We start from the raw sequence: 19455 nt of genomic DNA, 5'->3' as shown, positions 1-19455 counted from the left end.
GAAATCATGCAGCGGAAGCTGGACAAAATGAAAGATTTTTGTCAAAGCAGGATTTGCAGAAGAAAATATCTCCTCAACTATTTTGGCGAAAGCCATGAGGGAAATTGTGGAAACTGTGACATCTGTTTTCAGAAAGGCAATCTCCAGGATATGACCATCCCATCCCAAATGTTGCTTTCTACTATAGCTCGATTGGGAGAAAGTTTTGGATTGGGATATGTGATATTGGTTTTGCGGGGTTCCAAGTCTTCCAAAATCCAGGATTCACATAAGTCACTTTCTGTGTATGGAATTGGAAAAGACAGGCCTGAGGATTTTTGGAAAAGACTGGGAGAAAAACTCCTGCAAGAAGGCTACCTCGAAGAAACTGGATCTCAATTCCCTACACTTAAGTTGACAACCTTTGCATGGGAAAAACTGAAATCCAAAGGAAAGATACTGTTGCCCATGGAGGAGGTATCACTACCGGCCTCTGCTACCAAAGCAACCCACAATGAAGCCTTGTTGGATGAATTGAAGAGATTGCGATTTCAGATCGCGCAGGCTCAAAATGTGCCACCCTATGTGGTTTTTGCAGACAGCAGTTTGGTAGAAATGGCCACCTATTTCCCAATTGACGATGTGTCTTTTCTAACCATCTCTGGAGTCGGCAGGGTAAAAGCCAACAGCTATGGCGAAGATTTTATGAGAGTGATCAGGGAATTTGTCAAAGAAAATAACATTGAGCCCATTCAAAAAAGGAATTATTCGAAACCAAAATCAACCAAGGATAATCAATCAGAAAATCTTACTTATAAACTTTTTCAGGAAGGTAAAAACATCTATCAGATCGCACAGGAGAGAAATATGAGTTCAAATACCGTGGAAGAACATCTGAGTAATATGGTTCGAAAAGGAGTCGTTAATCCTGAAGTTTTTCTTTCTAAAGATGATGTGCTCAATATTAGGTTGGCTTACCGAAGACAGGATTCAAATTTTCTAAAACCGCTAAAAGAACATTTTGGTGACCGCTACTCCTATTTCCAATTGAAAGTTGCCTTGGTGGAAGAAAGAGAAAGCTAAGGCAGATTTCTGATGGGACATTTGAAAAAATGCCATTTGATGGTTCAATTAATTGAACTTATGTCTAGCAATTTGTCGTAATATTGGTCTACGAATTTCAAACCTATGCCAAAATCCTTCTCCATATGGAGTGTACTGAAAATCAGTAGGCCTGTCAACCTTGTGATTGTGGCATTTGCCCAATTGATGACAGCCTATTTTTTGGTGGAAACTTCGAGAAAAGGGCTCCCTGTACTTCAGGACATCAACTTGTATTTTATCATTCTATCTACAGTAATCATTGCTGCGGCAGGTTATATGATCAATGATTACTATGATGTCAAGATTGATTATGTCAACAAGCCTGATGAGGTCATCATAGGAAAGGGCATGAAAAGAAGGGTAGTATTGGTATTCCATACTTTCTTAAGTTTATCTGGAATTGCCATAGGATGGTTGGCAAGCCCGAGGGTCGCTGTTATCAATTTCATTGCAACCTTTCTATTGTGGTGGTATAGCAATTCACTCAAAAGACTGCCTTTTATAGGAAACTTTTCAGTGGCGCTACTTACAGGACTTTCCATTTGGGTTATCGGGTACTACTACCAAAAGTCAGAACTATTGGTGCTTACCTATGCCATCTTTGCTTTCTTTCTTAACCTTATCAGGGAAATCATCAAAGATATTGAAGACAGACCGGGAGACAGGAAGCATGGCTGTAGGACATTACCCATCGTCATTGGCTTTAGGAACACTAAAAGGGTTATCTTTTTGATTGCCATTTGTTTTGTATGCGCCATTATGGTGGTCACTGTCAAAATCAATAACCTCCACCTGTTCATTTACTTTGGTGGTCTTAGCATTTTGTTTTTTGTATTCATGTATAAAATATATGTCGCAGATAGAAAAGCTCATTTTTCCCAACTGAGCATTCTCTCCAAACTATTGATGCTGACAGGGATTTTTAGTATGGGGTTTTTGTAAAGATTGTTTGATTGACCTATTTTATCCGAAGGCTAAAGGAATCCATTACTAAGGGAGAATTACTCTCAATTACTTTCTATATTGTTTTGAACTCAAAACAATTTTCATCAACCAAATCAGGAACTCCGGAGGAGAAGTCCACCTTGCCGAAAAGGGAGATTTCCTGATCAACGGAAACCATGTCTTTGAGGTGGGCGGAAAAAACAAGGGCTTCGACCAAATCAAAGACCTACCTGATAGTTATTTGGCTTTGGATGAAATCGAGACAGGCTTTGGAAAAAAAATCCCGCTTTGGCTATTTGGGTTTTTATATTGACCCTATATTCATGAGTTTTGAAGATGATAAAATCGCCTTCCAATCCCAAAGTGAATTATTCCTACTTTGGCAATTGATTCTTGAGGATAGAAACCTGACAGGTTTTTACAGTTTAGGTTGATTTTATTACTTTCTTAAAACCTGTCAGGTTTATAATCTTATTTAGGTAATGACAAAGTAGGATTATTCCTTATCACTATTGATCAAATAGGGTGTTTTTCCATCAGTGATAATGATTTTGGTATTGGGTGAATTGGCAAGTTCCCTGAAAGCCTCAATGCTTCTAAGTTCTATAATCTCCCTGACCAATCCTTCAGCCAAGATTTGCTGGGCTTCCCGTGTTCCTTCTGCTTCAATTTTCCTACGCTCTGCTTCTTTCCTTTCCCTATCCAAAACATATTCCATTTGTTGGGCTTCTTGTTCCGCTTTCAGCTTTCGCTCTATCGCCCTGCTTAGTTCTACAGGCAGGCTGATACTTTTCATCAACACTCTTTCAACTACAAATCCCCTTTCCCTTAGAGACTCGTGCATTCGGTCCTGAATTTCAGATTCAATTGTTGATCTCATTCCAGAGTGCATATCCTTTGCCATATATTGGGCTGTAACGTCTGCAGATGCCGACCTAAAAACATTGAGAATTAAAACTCTTTCATAATTGGTCCCTATATCCTCTAATATAAAAGGTACTTTATTCTTTTCAATACTATATAAAATGGATATTTCGGATTCGATAGTAAGTCCCTCTTTACTTGGAAGGCTTAATTTTACTTCTTGATTGACTGTTCTGATTGGCACTTTTGTTACCCTTGAAGTAAAGGGATTGTAGCCCACCAGGCCTGCTTCGTTTATTTTTGGCGACAGTTTTCCAAATCTACTTCTAACCCCAACTTCTCCAGGACGGACTACCGTACAAGAAGCCTGAGTTAAGGCAATTGACAAAAGAATCAAAAGAAAATTTTTCATAAATTAAAATTTAGTTTTACCTCTATTACGAAAAAAGCTTGGTTGGGATTGGGTTTTTTTGATTTTACTGAAAATTATTTCTTGTAAAGTTGGGACATCCTGAATTTGATTTTCGTCCCAAGTATATAGCATTAACCAAACAATCAAAATTTAATATTATGAAAAACCCTTTCTTAGGAAGTTATGTACTCTTGCTTTTTCTTATCAGTTTTCTTTTTTCCTGCGAATCGGACATGATGGATATAGGTGATGCAACATCTGACGGGAGTGGTGAATATGCTAGTTTTCATGGAGGTATGGAGAACTCTTCTGGTGGCGAAGGTTCTGGTGGAAATAGCAATATCCAACCTGGGCAGATAACTGCCGGCGAGTGGAAAGATTTAAACGATTGGTCTTATTGGCAATCTGTATTGGCAAGGCAGGATTATTCCAAAATGTCCGATTACTGGGGATTCGATCTCAACCAAAGGTATTCTGTGGAACTGAAGGACGGTTTTGGAAATCCCCATCAAGATATACCTATAACTCTTAAATTAAATGGACAACCAATATGGACAACCAAAACAGACAATAAAGGCAAAGCTGAACTGTGGGGAATGAGTGTTGGTAGCCCATCACAGAGAACTGAAAATACTGCACTAACCATTGATATTGACAACGGGCTACTTATCCATTCCAATGTCCTGACTTATGAAAAGGGTATAAATCAAATAAGCTATAATGTTCAGACACCTGTTTTCCTAAAAGCTGAAATAGCTTTTGTAGTGGATGCTACAGGTTCTATGGGGGATGAGATCGAGTACCTCAAGGTCGAGTTGAAAGATGTGCTGCAAAAAGTCAAAAACAACCAACCACAGTTTCAATTGATTACAGGGTCAGTATTTTACAGGGATCAAGGAGATGATTATGTCACAAGGGTTTCTCCTTTTACATCAGATGTGAACAAAACCATGGATTTTATCAAGAAACAGAGTGCAGAAGGTGGAGGTGATTATCCTGAGGCTGTTCATACCGCGTTGGAAAAAGCCATGTCTGATTTACAATGGTCATCCTTTGCCAAAACGAGGCTTTTGTTTTTGGTCTTGGATGCACCTCCGCACCACAGACCGGATGTTCTTCTAAATCTTCAAAAATCAATCAAAACAGCGGCGGCCAAAGGAATAAAGATCATTCCTATTACTGCAAGTGGCATAGACAAGGAAACAGAGTTTTTGATGCGCTTTTTCGCAGTTAGCACTAATGGGACCTATGTTTTCATCACTAACCACAGTGGAATCGGAAATGACCATTTGGAACCAACCGTTGGAGATTATGAGGTGGAGTTCTTGAACGACCTGATGGTAAGGTTGATAAATGAAAGTTTGGATTGATCCATCCTTATCAACCTAGAAAGGAAGAAATTACCTTGTGATAAGCATCAACAACATTAGGCAAAGAAAAACAGTGCCCTTTAGACAAAGTAGAGGAGATAATAATAATGGGAATGATTGTCGTCCCTTTAGGGACAAAATATGGATAAAACTTGATTATATAAATTAGTACCAAGTGCCTTTAGGTACGGAATATATGTTGTACCTGCCTACCGGACAGGCAGGCCTAAAGGCACAAAAACTTACCATTATTCATTTTTCTACCAACATTATGTACCTAAAGGGAATTGACAAATTGTAAGGAAGTTTAATTTTCCAATTCATCAATTGAGATTATAGTAGTATTCCCAACCTTGAATAAGTACTTTTATAAGTGCTCTAAAAAAATACTTATGATCGCTTCAAATTATACGGAATTTAGAAATAACATGAAGGAATTGTTGGATCAGGTAGAGGAAAACCAAGAAACCCTTATCCTCAAAAGAGGGTCCGGAAAAGGCGCTGTTATCATTTCTTTGGAGGAATACAATTCAATTATGGAGACCATGCATTTGTTGGGTTCTAAATCTAATGCCAAAAGATTATTTGAATCAATAGAACAACTCAATAATGATAACATCTCCACAAAGACTTTGATTGTGGATTAAAATAAGAATTCTTTCGTTAATGTAGTTTGTAACTTCGGACTTTTGAATATTAAGTTTTAAACTCAATACATAAAAGTTCTGATTAACTCCAACTCATTGTATCTTAAATCTTGGATGGAAGTAACCCACTCCCTATTTTTGAGGCAAAATAATAGACCACACTTTGAAAAACATTGCCATACTTGCCTCCGGCAGCGGAACCAACGCTGAGGAAATCATGAAATACTTCCAAAATTCCTCCAAAGGAAAAGTGGTTTTGGTTGCCTCGAATTTAAAAGAAGCCTTTGTCCTGGAAAGGGCAAAAAAGTTTCAGGTTCCCTCCTACAATTTTAATAAAGCATCACTTCAAAGCGGGGAACTTGCCCAAAAGCTGAAAGATTATAAAGTGGATGTGGTGGTTTTGGCTGGCTTTTTACTTAAAATCCCCGACAACCTGATCCTGGCTTTTCCAAAAAGTATTGTCAATATCCATCCGGCTTTATTGCCCAAATACGGGGGAAAAGGAATGTATGGGGCAAAAGTCCATGAGGCTGTAAAAGAGTCAGGGGATAAAGAGACGGGCATTACCATCCACCTCGTCAACGAAAATTATGACGAGGGAAAAATCATTTTTCAAGCGGCTGTTTCAATTAGCCCCGGAGATTCACCTGAAACCATCTCCCAAAAAGTCCATCGACTGGAATACAAATACTTCCCAAATGTGATTGAAAGCCTGCTATAATCCATTGGTTTTCCTAACTTTGCGACTTGAAAAAATTTCCATCTACTATATACACCCTTGAAAGCATTCAGAACATTGTGTCTTTGTGCCTTTGTGGCTAATTTATCATGGCAAACAAAAAAATCCAATCCGCCCTTATCTCTGTCTATAACAAGGACAACCTTGAACCTATCATTGCACAACTCAAAGCACAAGGGGTCAAAATCTACTCAACAGGTGGCACCCAAAAGTTCATCGAAGAACAAAGCGCCGAGGTAATTCCCGTGGAAGACCTGACGGGCTATCCCTCTATCTTCGGAGGAAGAGTCAAGACTCTCCACCCAAAAATCTTCGGCGGAATCCTGCACAGAAGAGAAAATGACTCCGATGTTTCACAGGCTGTTGAGTTTGATATCCCTGCCATAGATTTGGTGATTGTGGATTTGTATCCTTTTGAAGAAACAGTTGCCTCAGGAGCTTCTGAAGCGGATATCATCGAAAAAATTGACATCGGTGGGATTTCTTTGATCCGTGCTGCTGCCAAAAATTTCAAGGATGTCGTCATTGTTGCCTCCAAAGTTCAATATGGTGAACTGGAAGAAAAACTGAAAAATCAGGATGGTGCCACGACTTTGGAAGACAGAAGATACTTTGCTGCTGAGGCTTTTCAGGTATCCTCTAACTATGACACCCATATTTTCAATTACTTCAATCAAACCGAAAATATCCCTACACTTAAGATTTCCGAATCCAAAGCAAAAGCTTTAAGATATGGAGAGAACCCACACCAAGCTGCCCATTTTTATGGTGATCTTGAGGCACTTTTCACCAAATTGAATGGCAAAGAATTGTCTTACAATAACTTGGTGGACGTGGATGCTGCAGTAGCACTGATTGCGGAATTTGATGGAGAAACGGCTTTTGCCATCCTCAAACATACCAATGCCTGTGGGGTAGCCATTGCTGATTCAGTCAAAGGGGCTTATCAAAAAGCCTTTGCTGCCGATACTACTTCAGCTTTTGGTGGAGTTTTAATAACCAACCAAAATGTGGATTTGGCCGCAGCCGAAGAGATGAACAGTTTGTTTTTTGAGGTGCTGATTGCACCATCATTTGATGATGATGCATTGGCATTGCTTAAAGGCAAGAAAAATAGAATCCTTTTACAGCAAAAAATCCAAATCGAAGGCACCAAACAGGTCAAGACTTTGCTGAACGGGATTATCGAGCAGGATAAAGACTTGCAGACCGAATCAATAGAAGACTTTAAAGTGGTAACTAAAGTTACCCCAACCGAGGAAGAGAAAAACGCATTGGTTTTTGCGGCAAAAGTCTGTAAACATACCAAATCCAACACCATCATTCTGAGCAACAGCAATCAGTTGTTCTCCTCGGGAGTTGGTCAGACTTCCAGGGTAGATGCTTTGAGGCAAGCCATCGAAAAAGCAAAATCCTTTGGTTTTGATTTGAAGGGTGCGGTGATGGCATCAGATGCCTTTTTCCCATTTCCTGACTGTGTGGAAATAGCCCATGAAGCAGGAATTTCGGCAGTAGTGCAGCCCGGTGGATCGATTAAAGACAAGGACTCCATAAACTTTTGCGATGCCCATGGGATGAGTATGGTGATGACCGGGGTGAGGCATTTTAAACATTAAAAAGATCTAAGATTTTAGATTTGAATGCTTATAGAGACCTTTGGGTACGCTAAGACGTACTTGAAGGTCTTCTTATTTACCTCATATAGGCATATTTTCCTTTGAGGATTTCTGTTTTATAGGAAGAAATAATTTAAACTTAAGCATTTTCCATTATCTGAATTAAAAAGACTACATTTCTCAAGCTCATTCATGATATAAATCCGCTTTTTTTTCGCGTCCAACAATAAAAGATGATCTCCACTTCCCTTTGATTTATATAATAGTGCAACAAAATCAGGATACTTTAAAAGAATAAATTCGAAATCCTCAAAAACTTCAGAAAATTTAATCAAGTAAAGAGGTTTGTAAATAGAAATTTTTTTGACAGGTTCATATTTTTTGGAATGGCAAAATGTTAGAATCGATAAAATAATTGCCGGTAAAACTTAATTCTCTGGACAAGAAAAATCGTCTTAGTTATTAAGTTTTAAACTAAGAATTTTTCAAAACCTTTCTTAACCTCCTGATTTTCAGTCATAAAAATTTATTCATAGCGAAACATAAGTTCTGTAGGTAATTGACTGTCAAACATATGCATAAACAATGCTTAGTGTTCGAAATTTGTCAATGAAAGTGTTAGGATAGGTGATCAAAGAGATTTTTTCTGTCAGTTTAATAGCAGGTTGAATTTTAAGAATAAAAAAACCATTGAGGTAATGAAGACCTCAATGGTTTAAACTTATATCCTATATAAAATCCTTTGAGTCCACTAGCGTGGAATCAAAGTTTTAAATCAACTCCACACTTCTCTTCACAAATTCTGTCAGGTCTTTTCCAGTCAGCATACCTTGGGATAATAAGGCCAAGTCAAATGCCTGTTTGGCCAATTTACCTTGTGCTGCCTCATCTTCTGACTTGAGAAGCTTATCAACAACAGGATGATTTCCGTTGATTGCTACTTTGTAGTGGTCAGGCATCGCTCCGTAGAAACTCATTCCTCCACCCATCTGTGCCATGTCCTTCATCCTGCGCATAAACTCATCCATGGTCACGGTGACAGGCAATTCCTCAGGGCTTAATCCTTCGACTTCTACTGTGTAGTCTTTGTTATTGATCGCTTTTTCAAAGATTTCCTTAACCTTGGTAGACTGTTCTTCTGTCAACAAGTTGGCATAAGTGTCATCCTTCTGAATTAGTTTTTCTGCAACATCAGCATCTACACGCTTCAGTTGGGTCTTCTCCTCTTTTCCTTCGACATGTTGGATAAAGTGGCTGTCAATCGGAGAATCCATTACCAGGACATCATAATCTTTTTTGTTGGCAGATTGTATAAATCCATCCTGCTTATTGACATCGGTAGCATACAGGTATATGGTCTGCTCATTTTTGTCAGTCTGAATGGCTTTTACCTTTTCCTTGTATTCGGGTAGGGTGAAGTACTCCCCTTTGGTATTTTTCAACAAAGCGAAATCTTTACCTTTTTCGGCAAATTTATCCTCGCTGATCATGCCGTATTTTACAAACAGTCCGATATCATTCCATTTCTCTTCGTAAGCTTTTCTATCTTTTTTGAAGAGTTCGCCCAATTTGTCCGCCACCTTTTTGGTGATGTAACTGTTGATCTTTTTCACATTGCTGTCAGCTTGCAAAAAGCTCCTAGACACATTCAAAGGAATATCCGGTGAATCAATCACCCCGTGCAACAACATCAGGAATTCTGGCACGATGTCTTTTACCTCATCCGTGATAAATACCTGTCGGCTGAAAAGCTTGATCTTATTTTTCTGCATTTCAAAATCGTTCTTGATTTTAGGAAAATACAGTACTCCGGTCAAATTGAAAGGATAATCTACATTCAAGTGAATCCAGAACAATGGATCTTCACCCATGGGATACAATTGCTTGTAAAAAGCTAGGTAATCCTCATCTTTTAGGTCATTGGGAGATTTGGTCCAGATTGGGGTTGTGGTGTTAATGATATTGTCCACATCCACAGACTTCCATTTCTTTTCTCCTTTGTCATCTACACCATCTTCAACGCTATCGGATTTTGTACCGAACTTGATGGGAACAGGAAGGAATTTGCAGTATTTATCCAAAATTCCTTGAAGCTTCCATTTATCTAGAAACTCCTCTGAATCGGCATTGATAAAAAGGGTCACCTCTGTACCTCGCTCTGTTCTGTCACCTGCACTGATTTCAAATTCGGTACTTCCATCACAGGTCCATTTGGCTGCCGCAGCTCCTTCCTGATAGGAAAGGGTATTAATTTCGACTCTGTCCGCAACCATAAAAGCTGAGTAGAAACCCAAACCGAATTTACCGATGATTTCATTGGCATCTTTGGCGTCTTTGAATTTCTCCACGAATTCAGCTGCTCCAGAAAAAGCAATCTGATTAATATACTTCTTGATTTCTTCTGCCGTCATCCCCAATCCTTTATCGGAAATGGTGATGGTTTTTTTGTCCTTGTCAAAGGCTACTTCAACAGTAATGTCACCAAGTTCTCCGACATATTGCCCAAGCGTAGCGAGTCTTTTGATTTTTTGGGTGGCATCCACTGCATTGGAAACCAATTCGCGGAGAAAAATCTCATTGTCAGAATATAAAAACTTCTTACTGATCGGGAAGATATTCTCGGTATGTATCGAGATGGTACCTTTTTCCTGCATAGCTATCGTTAGTTTAAGTTGAATAACATTTGTAATGATTTACCCTTATCAAGCGCTGTTCCAAAGAGGGAAAAATGTCAATTTGTCAGACCAATAGGATTGATGATTAAAAATTTCCGTAAAATTCATTGGGATGAAGGTGTAGGGTTCCTTCATAATCTAAACTTTGCTTATATTCCGCATTTTAAAAAAAGCAAACCACAATGAAGGTAATTGTTATCAGTAGATGTAGCCCAAGGGAAAATGTAGTGATAAATGAAATCAGTAAAAATTTTGAAGATGTTGTTATCATTCAGATAGGAGCATCATCTGGCGGAACTGCAAAGGGTGGCGGAGTACGGGATGGGGTCAAAAAAAATTCAAGCTCTTGGCTGAACAAAAATGGTAAGAAAATTTATTCTAAAATCCATAAACTATTCCTTATTAAGGAATTGAAAAAATTAAATCTTTATAAACTTCCCAAACCAAGAATTGACTTCCCTCAAAATATTCTAAGAAATGAAAAAGGTATCGCTTTTTTAAAATCTCTAAAACCTGACATTATCTTTACCTGTGGAGCCCCTATTTTGAAAGAGTCCATTTTGACAATTCCTAAAATTGCTTGTATTAATGTTCATTATGGCATACCTCCAGAATATAGAGGGAACGACACTTTATTTTGGGCTTTGATGAACAAAGATTCAAAATACATTGGCGCTAGTATACATTATATCAACAAAGGTGTAGATCGAGGAAATGTCCTTGCCACAGTATTCCCCGCCTTAACTCGAAATGAAAGTGAAGTTTCTATAGATCTAAAAACCACTATTTTACTTGCTGAGGCGACTGTTAAGGTTTTGAAAAAAATCGAAAAAAGCGAAAAAACTCCTATTGGGCTTACCCAAAATGAGCTTGGTAGAAATTATAAGCAGGTTGAACGTACTTTTATTTTAAACTTAAAATATCTTGTCAAAAAAACTTTAGGAGGTTTAAAAACAGAACCACGAGAGAGTTCAATCAATTATTTTCTGAATGAATAGGTTGTCAAGATTTATTTTCAAATTGGACTTAAACCTTCAATAAGGTCTCCCAAACTTTTTATATTTGTCCCATGCTCAAAGAAATTTCTGTACTTATCCAGAAAGAAATCACCCTTGAATGGCGTCAGAAGTACGCCTTAAATGGAATCTTATTGTATGTAGTCTCAGCAGTTTTCATCACCTATCTCAGTGTGGGGGCAAAACAAGGGAATATCGATATTCCGACTTGGAATGCCCTATATTGGATCATCATTCTTTTTTCGGCTGTCAATGCCGTTGCCAAAAGCTTTGTTCAAGAACATCAGGGAAGGCAGTTGTATTATTATATGATCGCTTCACCAGAATCCATCATCATTTCAAAAATGATCTACAATACCCTTTTGACCTTAATTTTGGCACTATTGGGATATTTGGTGTTCGGCATTATCCTTGGCAATCCTGTGGCAGATCCGGGCATGTTCCTTTTGAATCTTATTTTGGGTGCAGTTGGCTTTTCCGCTTGTCTCACCATGGTTTCAGGAATTGCTTCGAAGGCAAGTAACAATGCCACCTTGATGGCGATCTTAAGTTTTCCTGTGATCATTCCCATTTTATTAATGGCTATCCGTGTTTCCAAAAATGCCATCGACGGATTGGATTGGTCGGTAAGTGTGGATAAAATCATAACACTTGTTGCCATCAATGCGATAGTGGCGGTGACAGCATATATCTTGTTCCCATATTTGTGGAGAAGCTAGGGGAGAGAGCTCGCGAAAAAAATTGGATCCCGCGAAGACGCGAAGAGCGCAAAGATTTTTTTTTAAAATTTAAAAGTAACATAATTAGTCTTTGACTTCTTATAATTGAATCCTTCGGTTCATCAAAATCAAATCCTTAAAGAAAGATGTAAAAGCATTTCCAAATTCAATTACCATTTTTTTCTTTGCGCCTTAGCGATTTTGCGGGAATAATATTTCTTCCCAATTTCTTTGCGCCTTGGCATCTTCCGATACTCGGGACAAGTTATGTGGGAGACCTTGATAATCCCAATTTCTTTGCGCCTTAGCGTCTTGGCGGGAACCCAACCTTCTTTACAACTTATATTAGAAAAAGCACAGGAATCAGGAACTTATGACCTATTTTTGCACTTGAGTTAGCAAAATCCCTGAAATGAAAAAAAGCTGGTGGAAAATCCTCACTATAGTCTTATTGGCATACACCATCACAGCAGGACTTCTCCTTGATGTACCCCGATTACCCATCCTCAATGAAACTATCCGGGCATTACATTTCCATGTGACCATGTGGTTTGGGATGATCTTGATGTTAATCGTATCAGTGGTTTATAGTATTAAATTCCTAAGAACCAATGATCTTAAAAATGACGATGTTGCCATTGAATTTACCAATGTAGCCATATTGTTTGGAGTTTTGGGAATTGTGACGGGGATGCTTTGGGCGAAATTCACTTGGGGAGACTATTGGAGTGGAGACCCAAAACAGAATGCCTCTGCGATCGGTTTGTTGATGTACTTTGCCTATCTTATACTTCGCAATTCACTTACAGATGTACATCAAAGGGCAAGAATTGGTGCAGTTTATAACATTTTTGCCTTTGCTGCATTTATACCTTTGATCTTTGTATTGCCTAGGCTTACAGACAGCCTCCATCCTGGGAATGGTGGCAATCCGGGATTTAATGCCTACGACCTTGACAGTAAATTGAGGATGGTGTTTTATCCTGCCATTATCGCTTGGACCTTGATGGGCACCTGGATGGCAACAGTGAGAGTCCGGTTAAGAAGAATAGAAAGAAAAGTTGAAGATAGATTGATAAATCAAGTATCATGAAAAAATGGTTTATAGTATTGTTTCTGTTAATGAGCCTTCAGGCCATGGCCCAAGAGAAAATAGCCATCAATGAAGATGATTACCAAAACTCTGGAATTGAAATGGCGGATACAATGCGCGCTGAAGGAAAAATTTACGTATTGGTTGGAATAATCGGGATTGTTTTTGCAGGAATTTTGGTTTATGTAATTGCTACTGATAAGAAGGTAGGGAAGTTGGAAAAATTGTTGAAAGATTAACCATTTCAGCAGAGTTCAAACATGACCTGCTACAAATGGAAAAACATAATAATTGAGTTATGAAAAAAGGACATATAATCGGTTTGGGAATCATTGGAGTTGCTATCATCATCATCATGTCGATGATAGGTGATGCGAGTACTTATGAAAGTTTCGCAACGGCCAAGGATTTGAAAATGAAAGGGAACGAAAAATCCATTCATGTGGTGGGACAATTGAAAAAAAGCATCTCAGGTACTGTAGAAGGTATTGAAGTTAATCAAGATAAAACATCCTTTTATTTTTTGATGATGGATAATGACGGAACTGAGCAGAAAGTATTTTATAATGAACCTGTACCTGCGGATTTTGCAAGGGCCGAACAAGTCGTTGTAATTGGTTCCTATAAAAATCCTGACCTGTTTGTTGCGAACAAAATCCTGATGAAATGTCCTTCCAAATATCAGGAAACTGAAGTCACCAATGCCAGCATGTAATGAATTCACCCATTTATCAGTGTAACCATGATCAATACCTTTGCCGGTAACTTAGGCCACTTTGCAGTTATATTGGCTTTTGTCAGTGCGATTGTAGCAGCCTACTCCTATTATCAATATACCATTGCACCTGAATTGGAAAAAGCGAATTGGAAACGCTTTAGCCGGGCAGTATTTTATATTCATTCAGTAGCAAGTGTCACTATAGCCATTTCGCTTTTTGAAATCATCTATAACCATAGGTTTGAGTACTTCTATGCTTATTCGCATTCTTCCATAGCTCTTCCTGTTCATTACATGATCTCCAGTTTTTGGGAAGGTCAGGAAGGCGCCTTTATCCTTTGGATATTCTGGAATGTGGTTTTGGGATTGATACTCATACACACCAATAAATTTTGGGAAGGACCTGTCATGGTAGTATTTGCCTTGGTTCAAGCGTTCCTTGTCTCAATGATCTTGGGAGTTGTCATTGGGGATTTGAAAATCGGAAGTTCGCCATTTATCCTTTTGAGGGATGCCATGAGTGCGCCGATTTTCCAGATCAATCCTGATTTTGTACCCGAGGACGGCACCGGCCTTAATCCCTTGCTCCAAAATATCTGGATGGTAATCCATCCGCCAACCCTATTTCTAGGATATGCTTCGACTTTGGTACCATTTGCTTTCTTAATGGGTGGCTTGGCAACAAATAAGTATTCTGAGTGGGTGCGTCCTGCCTTGCCTTGGGCAATTTTCTCAGCCATGATTTTGGGAATGGGAATCATCATGGGGGCCTATTGGGCTTATGTCACATTAAACTTTGGTGGCTATTGGAATTGGGATCCTGTCGAAAATGCCGTATATGTACCCTGGCTGATTATGATTGCCGCTATCCATACCATGATTACTTTTAAGAAAAGTAGTACAGCCTTAAAATCATCTATAGTCTTGGTCATCGCTTCTTTTATATTGGTTCTCTATGCGACGTTTCTGGTAAGAAGCGGGGTATTAGGAGATTCTTCTGTGCATTCATTTACAGATTTGGGTTTATCAGGTCAATTGCTGATTTATATGTTGTTTTTTCTTTTTGTGGCTATCTTCCTGGCTGCGAAAAACTGGAAACATATACCAACTTCAGAAAAAGAAGCCTCAGTATATTCAAGGGAATTCTGGATTTTCATAGGAGCCATTACGCTATCTTTAATGGCATTTCAGGTAATTCTTCCTACTTCAATTCCTGTTTGGAATGCAATCGTAGAAATCTTTGGTGGAATTTCAAATATGGCTCCTCCTGCCGATCAGGTTGGTTTTTATACAAAGTTCCAACTTTGGTTTGCCGTGGCCTTGGCCTTACTTACTGCAGTAGGACAGTTTTTTTGGTGGAATAAAATAGATGGAAAAACACTCAGGGAAGCATTGGTGATGCCATACATCATATCTGTTGTAATTTCTGCAGGAATCATCATAGTAGGTAAGGTATTTGACATTTCTTACATCATAGTGGTACTCGCAGCCACATTTACAATTGTAGCCAATGCTACCATTCTGGTCAAGCTCATTAAAAAAACAACCTTCAAATTGGCGGGTGGGTCTTTGGCCCATATCGGATTAGGTCTGATATTGATTGGCGTGATGTTTTCATCCGGCTACTCAGAAATCATTTCTTATAACATGTCAGGGATGACCTACAGCAACAGCTGGGAGGATGAATTGAACAAAGAACACGTGTTGCTTTGGATCAATAAACCGACCAAAATCAAAGATTATACAGCAGTCTATCGGGGAAGACAGAAAAAAGTTCAGGGGGTTCCTGGCTATGTCAGCGTAAACCTTCTAAAATCAACTGATAACACCAATGAAGCAATAGCAATAGATGATATCACGGCTAGAGGTAGAACTTATTTCAAAAAAGGAGAAACAGTTACCCTGATCTTGGAGGAAAATGATTATTTCCAAGTTGACTATTTCAAAGATGATGTGTACAAATTTTCACTAAATCCCATGTCACAGTTCAATAGTACCATGGGTCTTATTTCCTCTCCTGACTCAAGAAGATTTGTGAACAAGGATCTTTACACTTTTGTCTCAGCCATCAATGATTACGAAGATCCTGAATGGCGAGAGGATGAATTCTTTGAAGTATCACCAGGAGAAACTTTTTATATATCTGATTTTGTAACAACCTTTGAAGGTGGGGAAGTACTTACAAGTTTGGATGGAATTGATCTTAAAGATGGTGATGTGGCTGTGAAGGCCAAACTTGTTGTGATGGATTATGATAAGGAAAAAAGACTAGAACCCATATTTATCATCAGGGGAAATCAAGTTGGGAGGATTCCTTCAGTGGACAATGAGTTGGGTGTGAAAGTGGAACTGGAAAATATCCTTCCCGAATCCAATAAATTTTCCTTTAAAGTCAACAGGTATCAGAAAGATTACGTGGTGTTGAAAGCCATAGTAAAACCTCAAATCAATATCCTATGGATCGGTACCATTATTATGTTGATCGGTTTTACTATAGCAATTTACAGAAGGTATGATGAATTCAGTAAGATGAGAGATAAAGGATTGGAATGATTTCAATTTGTTTCTTTTATAATGATGTCCATAAAACCAAAAAAACCCCAAGACTCAATTTCTTGGGGTTTTTTTGGTGTTTCTTATTTCAATTCAAATAATTTATCTTTCACTTATGAAATATAAAATAGCGATACTTGGCACTGGAAATGTCGCTTGGCATTTGGGGCCGGCATTAGAGGATGCCGGACATACCATTACCGAAGTATTTGGAAGGGATATTCAAAAAGCGATTAACCTGACAAAAAGATTATATGTGGCAGAAGCCAAAGACGATTTGGATTTTTCAGATTCTGAGGCAAGCATATTTATAATATCTGTAAGCGATCATGCACTATCAGAAATCGCTGATGAAATAATTTTACCCGAAGACAGCATCTTGGTGCATACCTCAGGATCAGTAGGTCTGGATATTTTGGGATATAGTTCGGCTGCTTATACTGGAATCTTCTACCCTTTGCAGACTTTTAGCAAAGATAGAAGGCTGGATTTTGCGGACGTCCCGTTTTTATTGGAATCGGACGATCAGAACACTTTACAAAACCTTAAAAAATTAGCAAAAAGCCTTTCTCCACATCAATATGTAATCAAATCTAAAGATAGAAAGGCCCTGCATGTAGCGGCTGTATTTGCAAGTAATTTTTCAAATTACATGCTTAGGTTATCAGAAGAAATCATGGCGCGGCAAGGATTGGATTTCGAAATGCTAAAACCTTTGATCATTGAAACTATCAGCAAGAGTCTTGAGATTGGGGCAAAAAAAGCCCAAACTGGGCCGGCAATACGCAGCGATTTCAATATTTTAGATGACCATTATCAATTTTTAAATTATAATGAACAAGTTGCGCAAATCTATATGCTTATCTCTCAGGACATTATAGACAGTTATTGAGCAATACCTAATTGTAGGTGTTTTTCTTTTTCATATTATTAACTACATTTATGACGGGTGATTAAGCAACTTTTTCAGGTTTAAATGACCTGCATAAAAATGTTATTAATTTTTAAACATAAAAGTGGCCGCTCTGAAAAGACGGCCACTTTCATTTTTAATCCTGCCAAGAACCGAATTTCCCCTGTTGATAATCCTGATATGCCTGCCTGATTTCCTCCTGAGTATTCATGACAAATGGCCCTTGGGCCACCAAAGGTTCATTGAATGGCTTGGCATGTCCCAGGACGATCACTGAATCTTCAGTCGCCTCTACGGCTATGGAATCAGCATTATTATTGAACTCAATCAGATTTCTGTAAGGGATTTCCTCTCCCATCACCTTGACTTTACCCCGGACAACATAGAAAAATACATTTTCTTCTTTGGGAATATTTTTTGAAAACTTTCCTCCTTTGTCAATAAATATTGTACTTAAAAAAATTGGCCAAAGCGTATTAAAAGATCCTTTCTTATTTTCCCATTCCCCTGCAATCAATTGAACTTTTACCTTTTCATTATCCAAATTAAAATGAGTGATGTCATCCTTCTGCAAACCAAAATATCTGGGTTCCGCCATTTTTAAATTGGCAGGAAGGTTTAGCCAAAGTTGTAAGATTTCAAGGTCTCCACCTTCTTTCTTGAATTTTGCTGATGAAACTTCAGCATGAATCAATCCTCTTCCTGCAGTCATCCATTGGATTCCTCCGGCTTCAATGACCGATTCATGACCTCCCGAATCTTTGTGCATAATATCGCCTTCCAAAATGAAGGTGACTGTTTCCATTCCCCTATGGGGATGGGGTCCAAATGGCAAACCATTGTTGTTTTTGGGATAGGTTTGGTGTCCATGGTGATTGAGAAAAATGAAGGGGTCAATCTGCCTCAACTTTGGTGAAGGCAAAGGATTGTAAGTAATCAAATCCGCTATGGGATGATAACTGGCTTTATGGATTTCTTTGATAGTTTTCATAATATTTCATGTATATACATTAAATGTAAAAAAACCTGAATTTGTTCCGTAAAGGGTCAAAAAAAAACCTGAATTTCTTCAGGCTTCTTATTTGTTATTTTAACCAAGCTAGTGAGATTTCATCAGGAGCTTTCATCCTATCTGCTAAACGCAAATACCTGTCTCCCAAATTCGAAAGATAATCTTGGGCTTTTGATGCTACATCGTTGAGTCCGGTAAGGTTTTCGATGTCCCATAATTTCACCAAATGATCAATAATTCTAGCATAATCCCAACCTGTATAAATTCCTACTTTCTGTGTAATCGCCGAAAACTGGTCAAATAGCGTTGGATTACTGCTTCCTTTGCCCATCAAAACTGCTGGCATCACTATTTGCTTTCGCATCATTTTTTCAAAAGCCATAACTGCCCCATTTGGGTCAATTACGAAGATTTCACTCATAAAACTTTTATAAGCTTTCTCATGTCTGGCTTCATCTCCTGCAATCGTCTTGCAAATTCTGGACAATACATCATCCCCCGCTTTCTGGGCTAGTTTCCCTGTATTGACATGGGAGATTTTTGTCGCTCTTTCCTGAAAAGAGGTATATATCATGGCTTGATATGGATCTTTTTCAGATTTTGGATCAAAACCATTGTAAATCAATCTGTGAATCGTCTGTTCGACTTTTTTCATATCGGCCCTACCTGACAGGTACAAGTACTTGTTGAGGAGATCTCCATGACGGTTTTCCTCTGAGGTCCATGCTTTGGACCATCTCACCCAACCTGAATTGCTCAAGAGACTTCCTTCTACATTGATGCCTTCCAATAAATTGAAATAGGTCTGATAGCTGGGCAACGCTTCTTCCGTAATCATATTACCGATCAAAGATGTAATGATCGTATCGGGAATTCCCGCAGCTCTTTCCTGAAGTTTCTTAACCTCATCGAAAGCATCCTGTTCCCCCATATCAGGTAAAAAATCCGATGGTTGCCAGCAATCATCAGGGTCAACCAACACAGTATCCACTGCATTATTGACGAAGCCATCCAATTGGGAAATGACTTCCATGTTTTTTTCCAATTCGTAATCTATGTGTTCTGATCTATTCATGATAG

At 38.6% G+C, this 19455-nt stretch carries 19 protein-coding genes; 15 read left to right on the top strand and 4 right to left on the bottom strand.

Annotated features, from left to right (window positions below; genetic code table 11):
- The 3 genes from ACEW8U_RS15495 to ACEW8U_RS15485 form a co-directional block, all read left to right on the top strand.
- On the top strand, positions 1-1062 hold a 1062-nt coding region (locus ACEW8U_RS15495), incomplete at its 5' end, for an RQC domain-containing protein (protein ID WP_373522962.1).
- Between the two features lie 105 nt (positions 1063-1167).
- On the top strand, positions 1168-2025 hold the full coding sequence (locus tag ACEW8U_RS15490) for a geranylgeranylglycerol-phosphate geranylgeranyltransferase (RefSeq protein WP_373522961.1): 858 nt from the start codon (positions 1168-1170) through the stop codon (positions 2023-2025).
- A gap of 179 nt (positions 2026-2204) precedes the next feature.
- Entirely contained in the window at positions 2205-2462 is a 258-nt protein-coding gene (locus ACEW8U_RS15485) for a hypothetical protein (protein ID WP_373522960.1), read from the top strand.
- Positions 2463-2524: 62 nt separating this feature from the next.
- On the opposite strand, the gene ACEW8U_RS15480 is transcribed toward ACEW8U_RS15485, so the two are convergent.
- Complete coding sequence (locus tag ACEW8U_RS15480; protein WP_373522959.1) at positions 2525-3304, bottom strand: prohibitin family protein; 780 nt, start codon at positions 3302-3304, stop codon at positions 2525-2527.
- Between the two features lie 158 nt (positions 3305-3462).
- On the opposite strand from ACEW8U_RS15480, the gene ACEW8U_RS15475 reads away from it, so the two are divergent.
- From ACEW8U_RS15475 to purH, 5 genes are all read left to right on the top strand, one after another.
- Positions 3463-4674, top strand: coding sequence for a VWA domain-containing protein (locus tag ACEW8U_RS15475; RefSeq protein WP_373522958.1), 1212 nt, complete (start codon positions 3463-3465; stop codon positions 4672-4674).
- A gap of 175 nt (positions 4675-4849) precedes the next feature.
- The gene (locus tag ACEW8U_RS15470; protein WP_373522957.1) at positions 4850-4975 is read left to right on the top strand and encodes a hypothetical protein; all 126 of its coding nucleotides are present in this window, start codon (positions 4850-4852) and stop codon (positions 4973-4975) included.
- A 91-nt stretch (positions 4976-5066) separates the two neighbouring features.
- Positions 5067-5321: a type II toxin-antitoxin system Phd/YefM family antitoxin gene (locus ACEW8U_RS15465; protein ID WP_373522956.1), complete on the top strand. Its 255-nt coding sequence runs from the start codon at positions 5067-5069 to the stop codon at positions 5319-5321.
- Positions 5322-5484: 163 nt separating this feature from the next.
- Positions 5485-6042 carry a phosphoribosylglycinamide formyltransferase gene (gene purN, locus ACEW8U_RS15460; protein WP_373522955.1) on the top strand — a complete coding sequence of 186 codons (558 nt, stop codon included), beginning with the start codon at positions 5485-5487 and terminating at the stop codon, positions 6040-6042.
- A 107-nt stretch (positions 6043-6149) separates the two neighbouring features.
- Positions 6150-7676 (top strand): bifunctional phosphoribosylaminoimidazolecarboxamide formyltransferase/IMP cyclohydrolase, encoded by a 1527-nt coding sequence (gene purH / locus ACEW8U_RS15455; RefSeq protein ID WP_373522954.1) that lies wholly within the window; start codon positions 6150-6152, stop codon positions 7674-7676.
- A 770-nt stretch (positions 7677-8446) separates the two neighbouring features.
- Here the strand turns inward: purH and htpG are convergent.
- A complete protein-coding gene (gene htpG / locus ACEW8U_RS15450; protein WP_373522953.1) occupies positions 8447-10330 on the bottom strand; it encodes a molecular chaperone HtpG in 1884 nt (627 codons plus the stop codon).
- 203 nt (positions 10331-10533) lie between these two features.
- Here htpG and ACEW8U_RS15445 point away from each other — a divergent pair, with 203 nt between their 5' ends.
- The 7 genes from ACEW8U_RS15445 to ACEW8U_RS15415 all read left to right on the top strand — a co-directional run bounded on the left by ACEW8U_RS15445 (position 10534) and on the right by ACEW8U_RS15415 (position 17342).
- Positions 10534-11349: a formyl transferase gene (locus tag ACEW8U_RS15445; protein ID WP_373522952.1), complete on the top strand. Its 816-nt coding sequence runs from the start codon at positions 10534-10536 to the stop codon at positions 11347-11349.
- 71 nt (positions 11350-11420) lie between these two features.
- Positions 11421-12086: a heme exporter protein CcmB gene (locus ACEW8U_RS15440; protein WP_373522951.1), complete on the top strand. Its 666-nt coding sequence runs from the start codon at positions 11421-11423 to the stop codon at positions 12084-12086.
- 412 nt (positions 12087-12498) lie between these two features.
- Positions 12499-13179 (top strand): cytochrome c biogenesis protein CcsA, encoded by a 681-nt coding sequence (ccsA, locus tag ACEW8U_RS15435; protein ID WP_373522950.1) that lies wholly within the window; start codon positions 12499-12501, stop codon positions 13177-13179.
- The gene (locus ACEW8U_RS15430; protein ID WP_373522949.1) at positions 13176-13418 is read left to right on the top strand and encodes a CcmD family protein; all 243 of its coding nucleotides are present in this window, start codon (positions 13176-13178) and stop codon (positions 13416-13418) included. The genes ccsA (ACEW8U_RS15435) and ACEW8U_RS15430 overlap by 4 nt, the downstream gene beginning before the upstream one ends.
- A gap of 59 nt (positions 13419-13477) precedes the next feature.
- The gene (locus ACEW8U_RS15425; RefSeq protein ID WP_373522948.1) at positions 13478-13894 is read left to right on the top strand and encodes a cytochrome c maturation protein CcmE; all 417 of its coding nucleotides are present in this window, start codon (positions 13478-13480) and stop codon (positions 13892-13894) included.
- A 27-nt stretch (positions 13895-13921) separates the two neighbouring features.
- Complete coding sequence (ccsA, locus tag ACEW8U_RS15420; protein WP_373522947.1) at positions 13922-16450, top strand: cytochrome c biogenesis protein CcsA; 2529 nt, start codon at positions 13922-13924, stop codon at positions 16448-16450.
- 115 nt (positions 16451-16565) lie between these two features.
- Positions 16566-17342 carry a Rossmann-like and DUF2520 domain-containing protein gene (locus ACEW8U_RS15415; protein WP_373522946.1) on the top strand — a complete coding sequence of 259 codons (777 nt, stop codon included), beginning with the start codon at positions 16566-16568 and terminating at the stop codon, positions 17340-17342.
- Between the two features lie 157 nt (positions 17343-17499).
- On the opposite strand, the gene ACEW8U_RS15410 is transcribed toward ACEW8U_RS15415, so the two are convergent.
- Positions 17500-18354, bottom strand: coding sequence for a pirin family protein (locus tag ACEW8U_RS15410; protein ID WP_373522945.1), 855 nt, complete (start codon positions 18352-18354; stop codon positions 17500-17502).
- A 94-nt stretch (positions 18355-18448) separates the two neighbouring features.
- Positions 18449-19450, bottom strand: a complete 1002-nt coding sequence (locus tag ACEW8U_RS15405) for an acyl-ACP desaturase (protein ID WP_373522944.1) — start codon at positions 19448-19450, stop codon at positions 18449-18451.
- Positions 19451-19455: the final 5 nt, after the last annotated feature.

The sequence above is a fragment of the Aquiflexum sp. genome (assembly GCF_041751335.1).
Lineage (GTDB): Bacteria > Bacteroidota > Bacteroidia > Cytophagales > Cyclobacteriaceae > Aquiflexum.
This window is presented reverse-complemented; position numbering and strand designations above follow the sequence as displayed.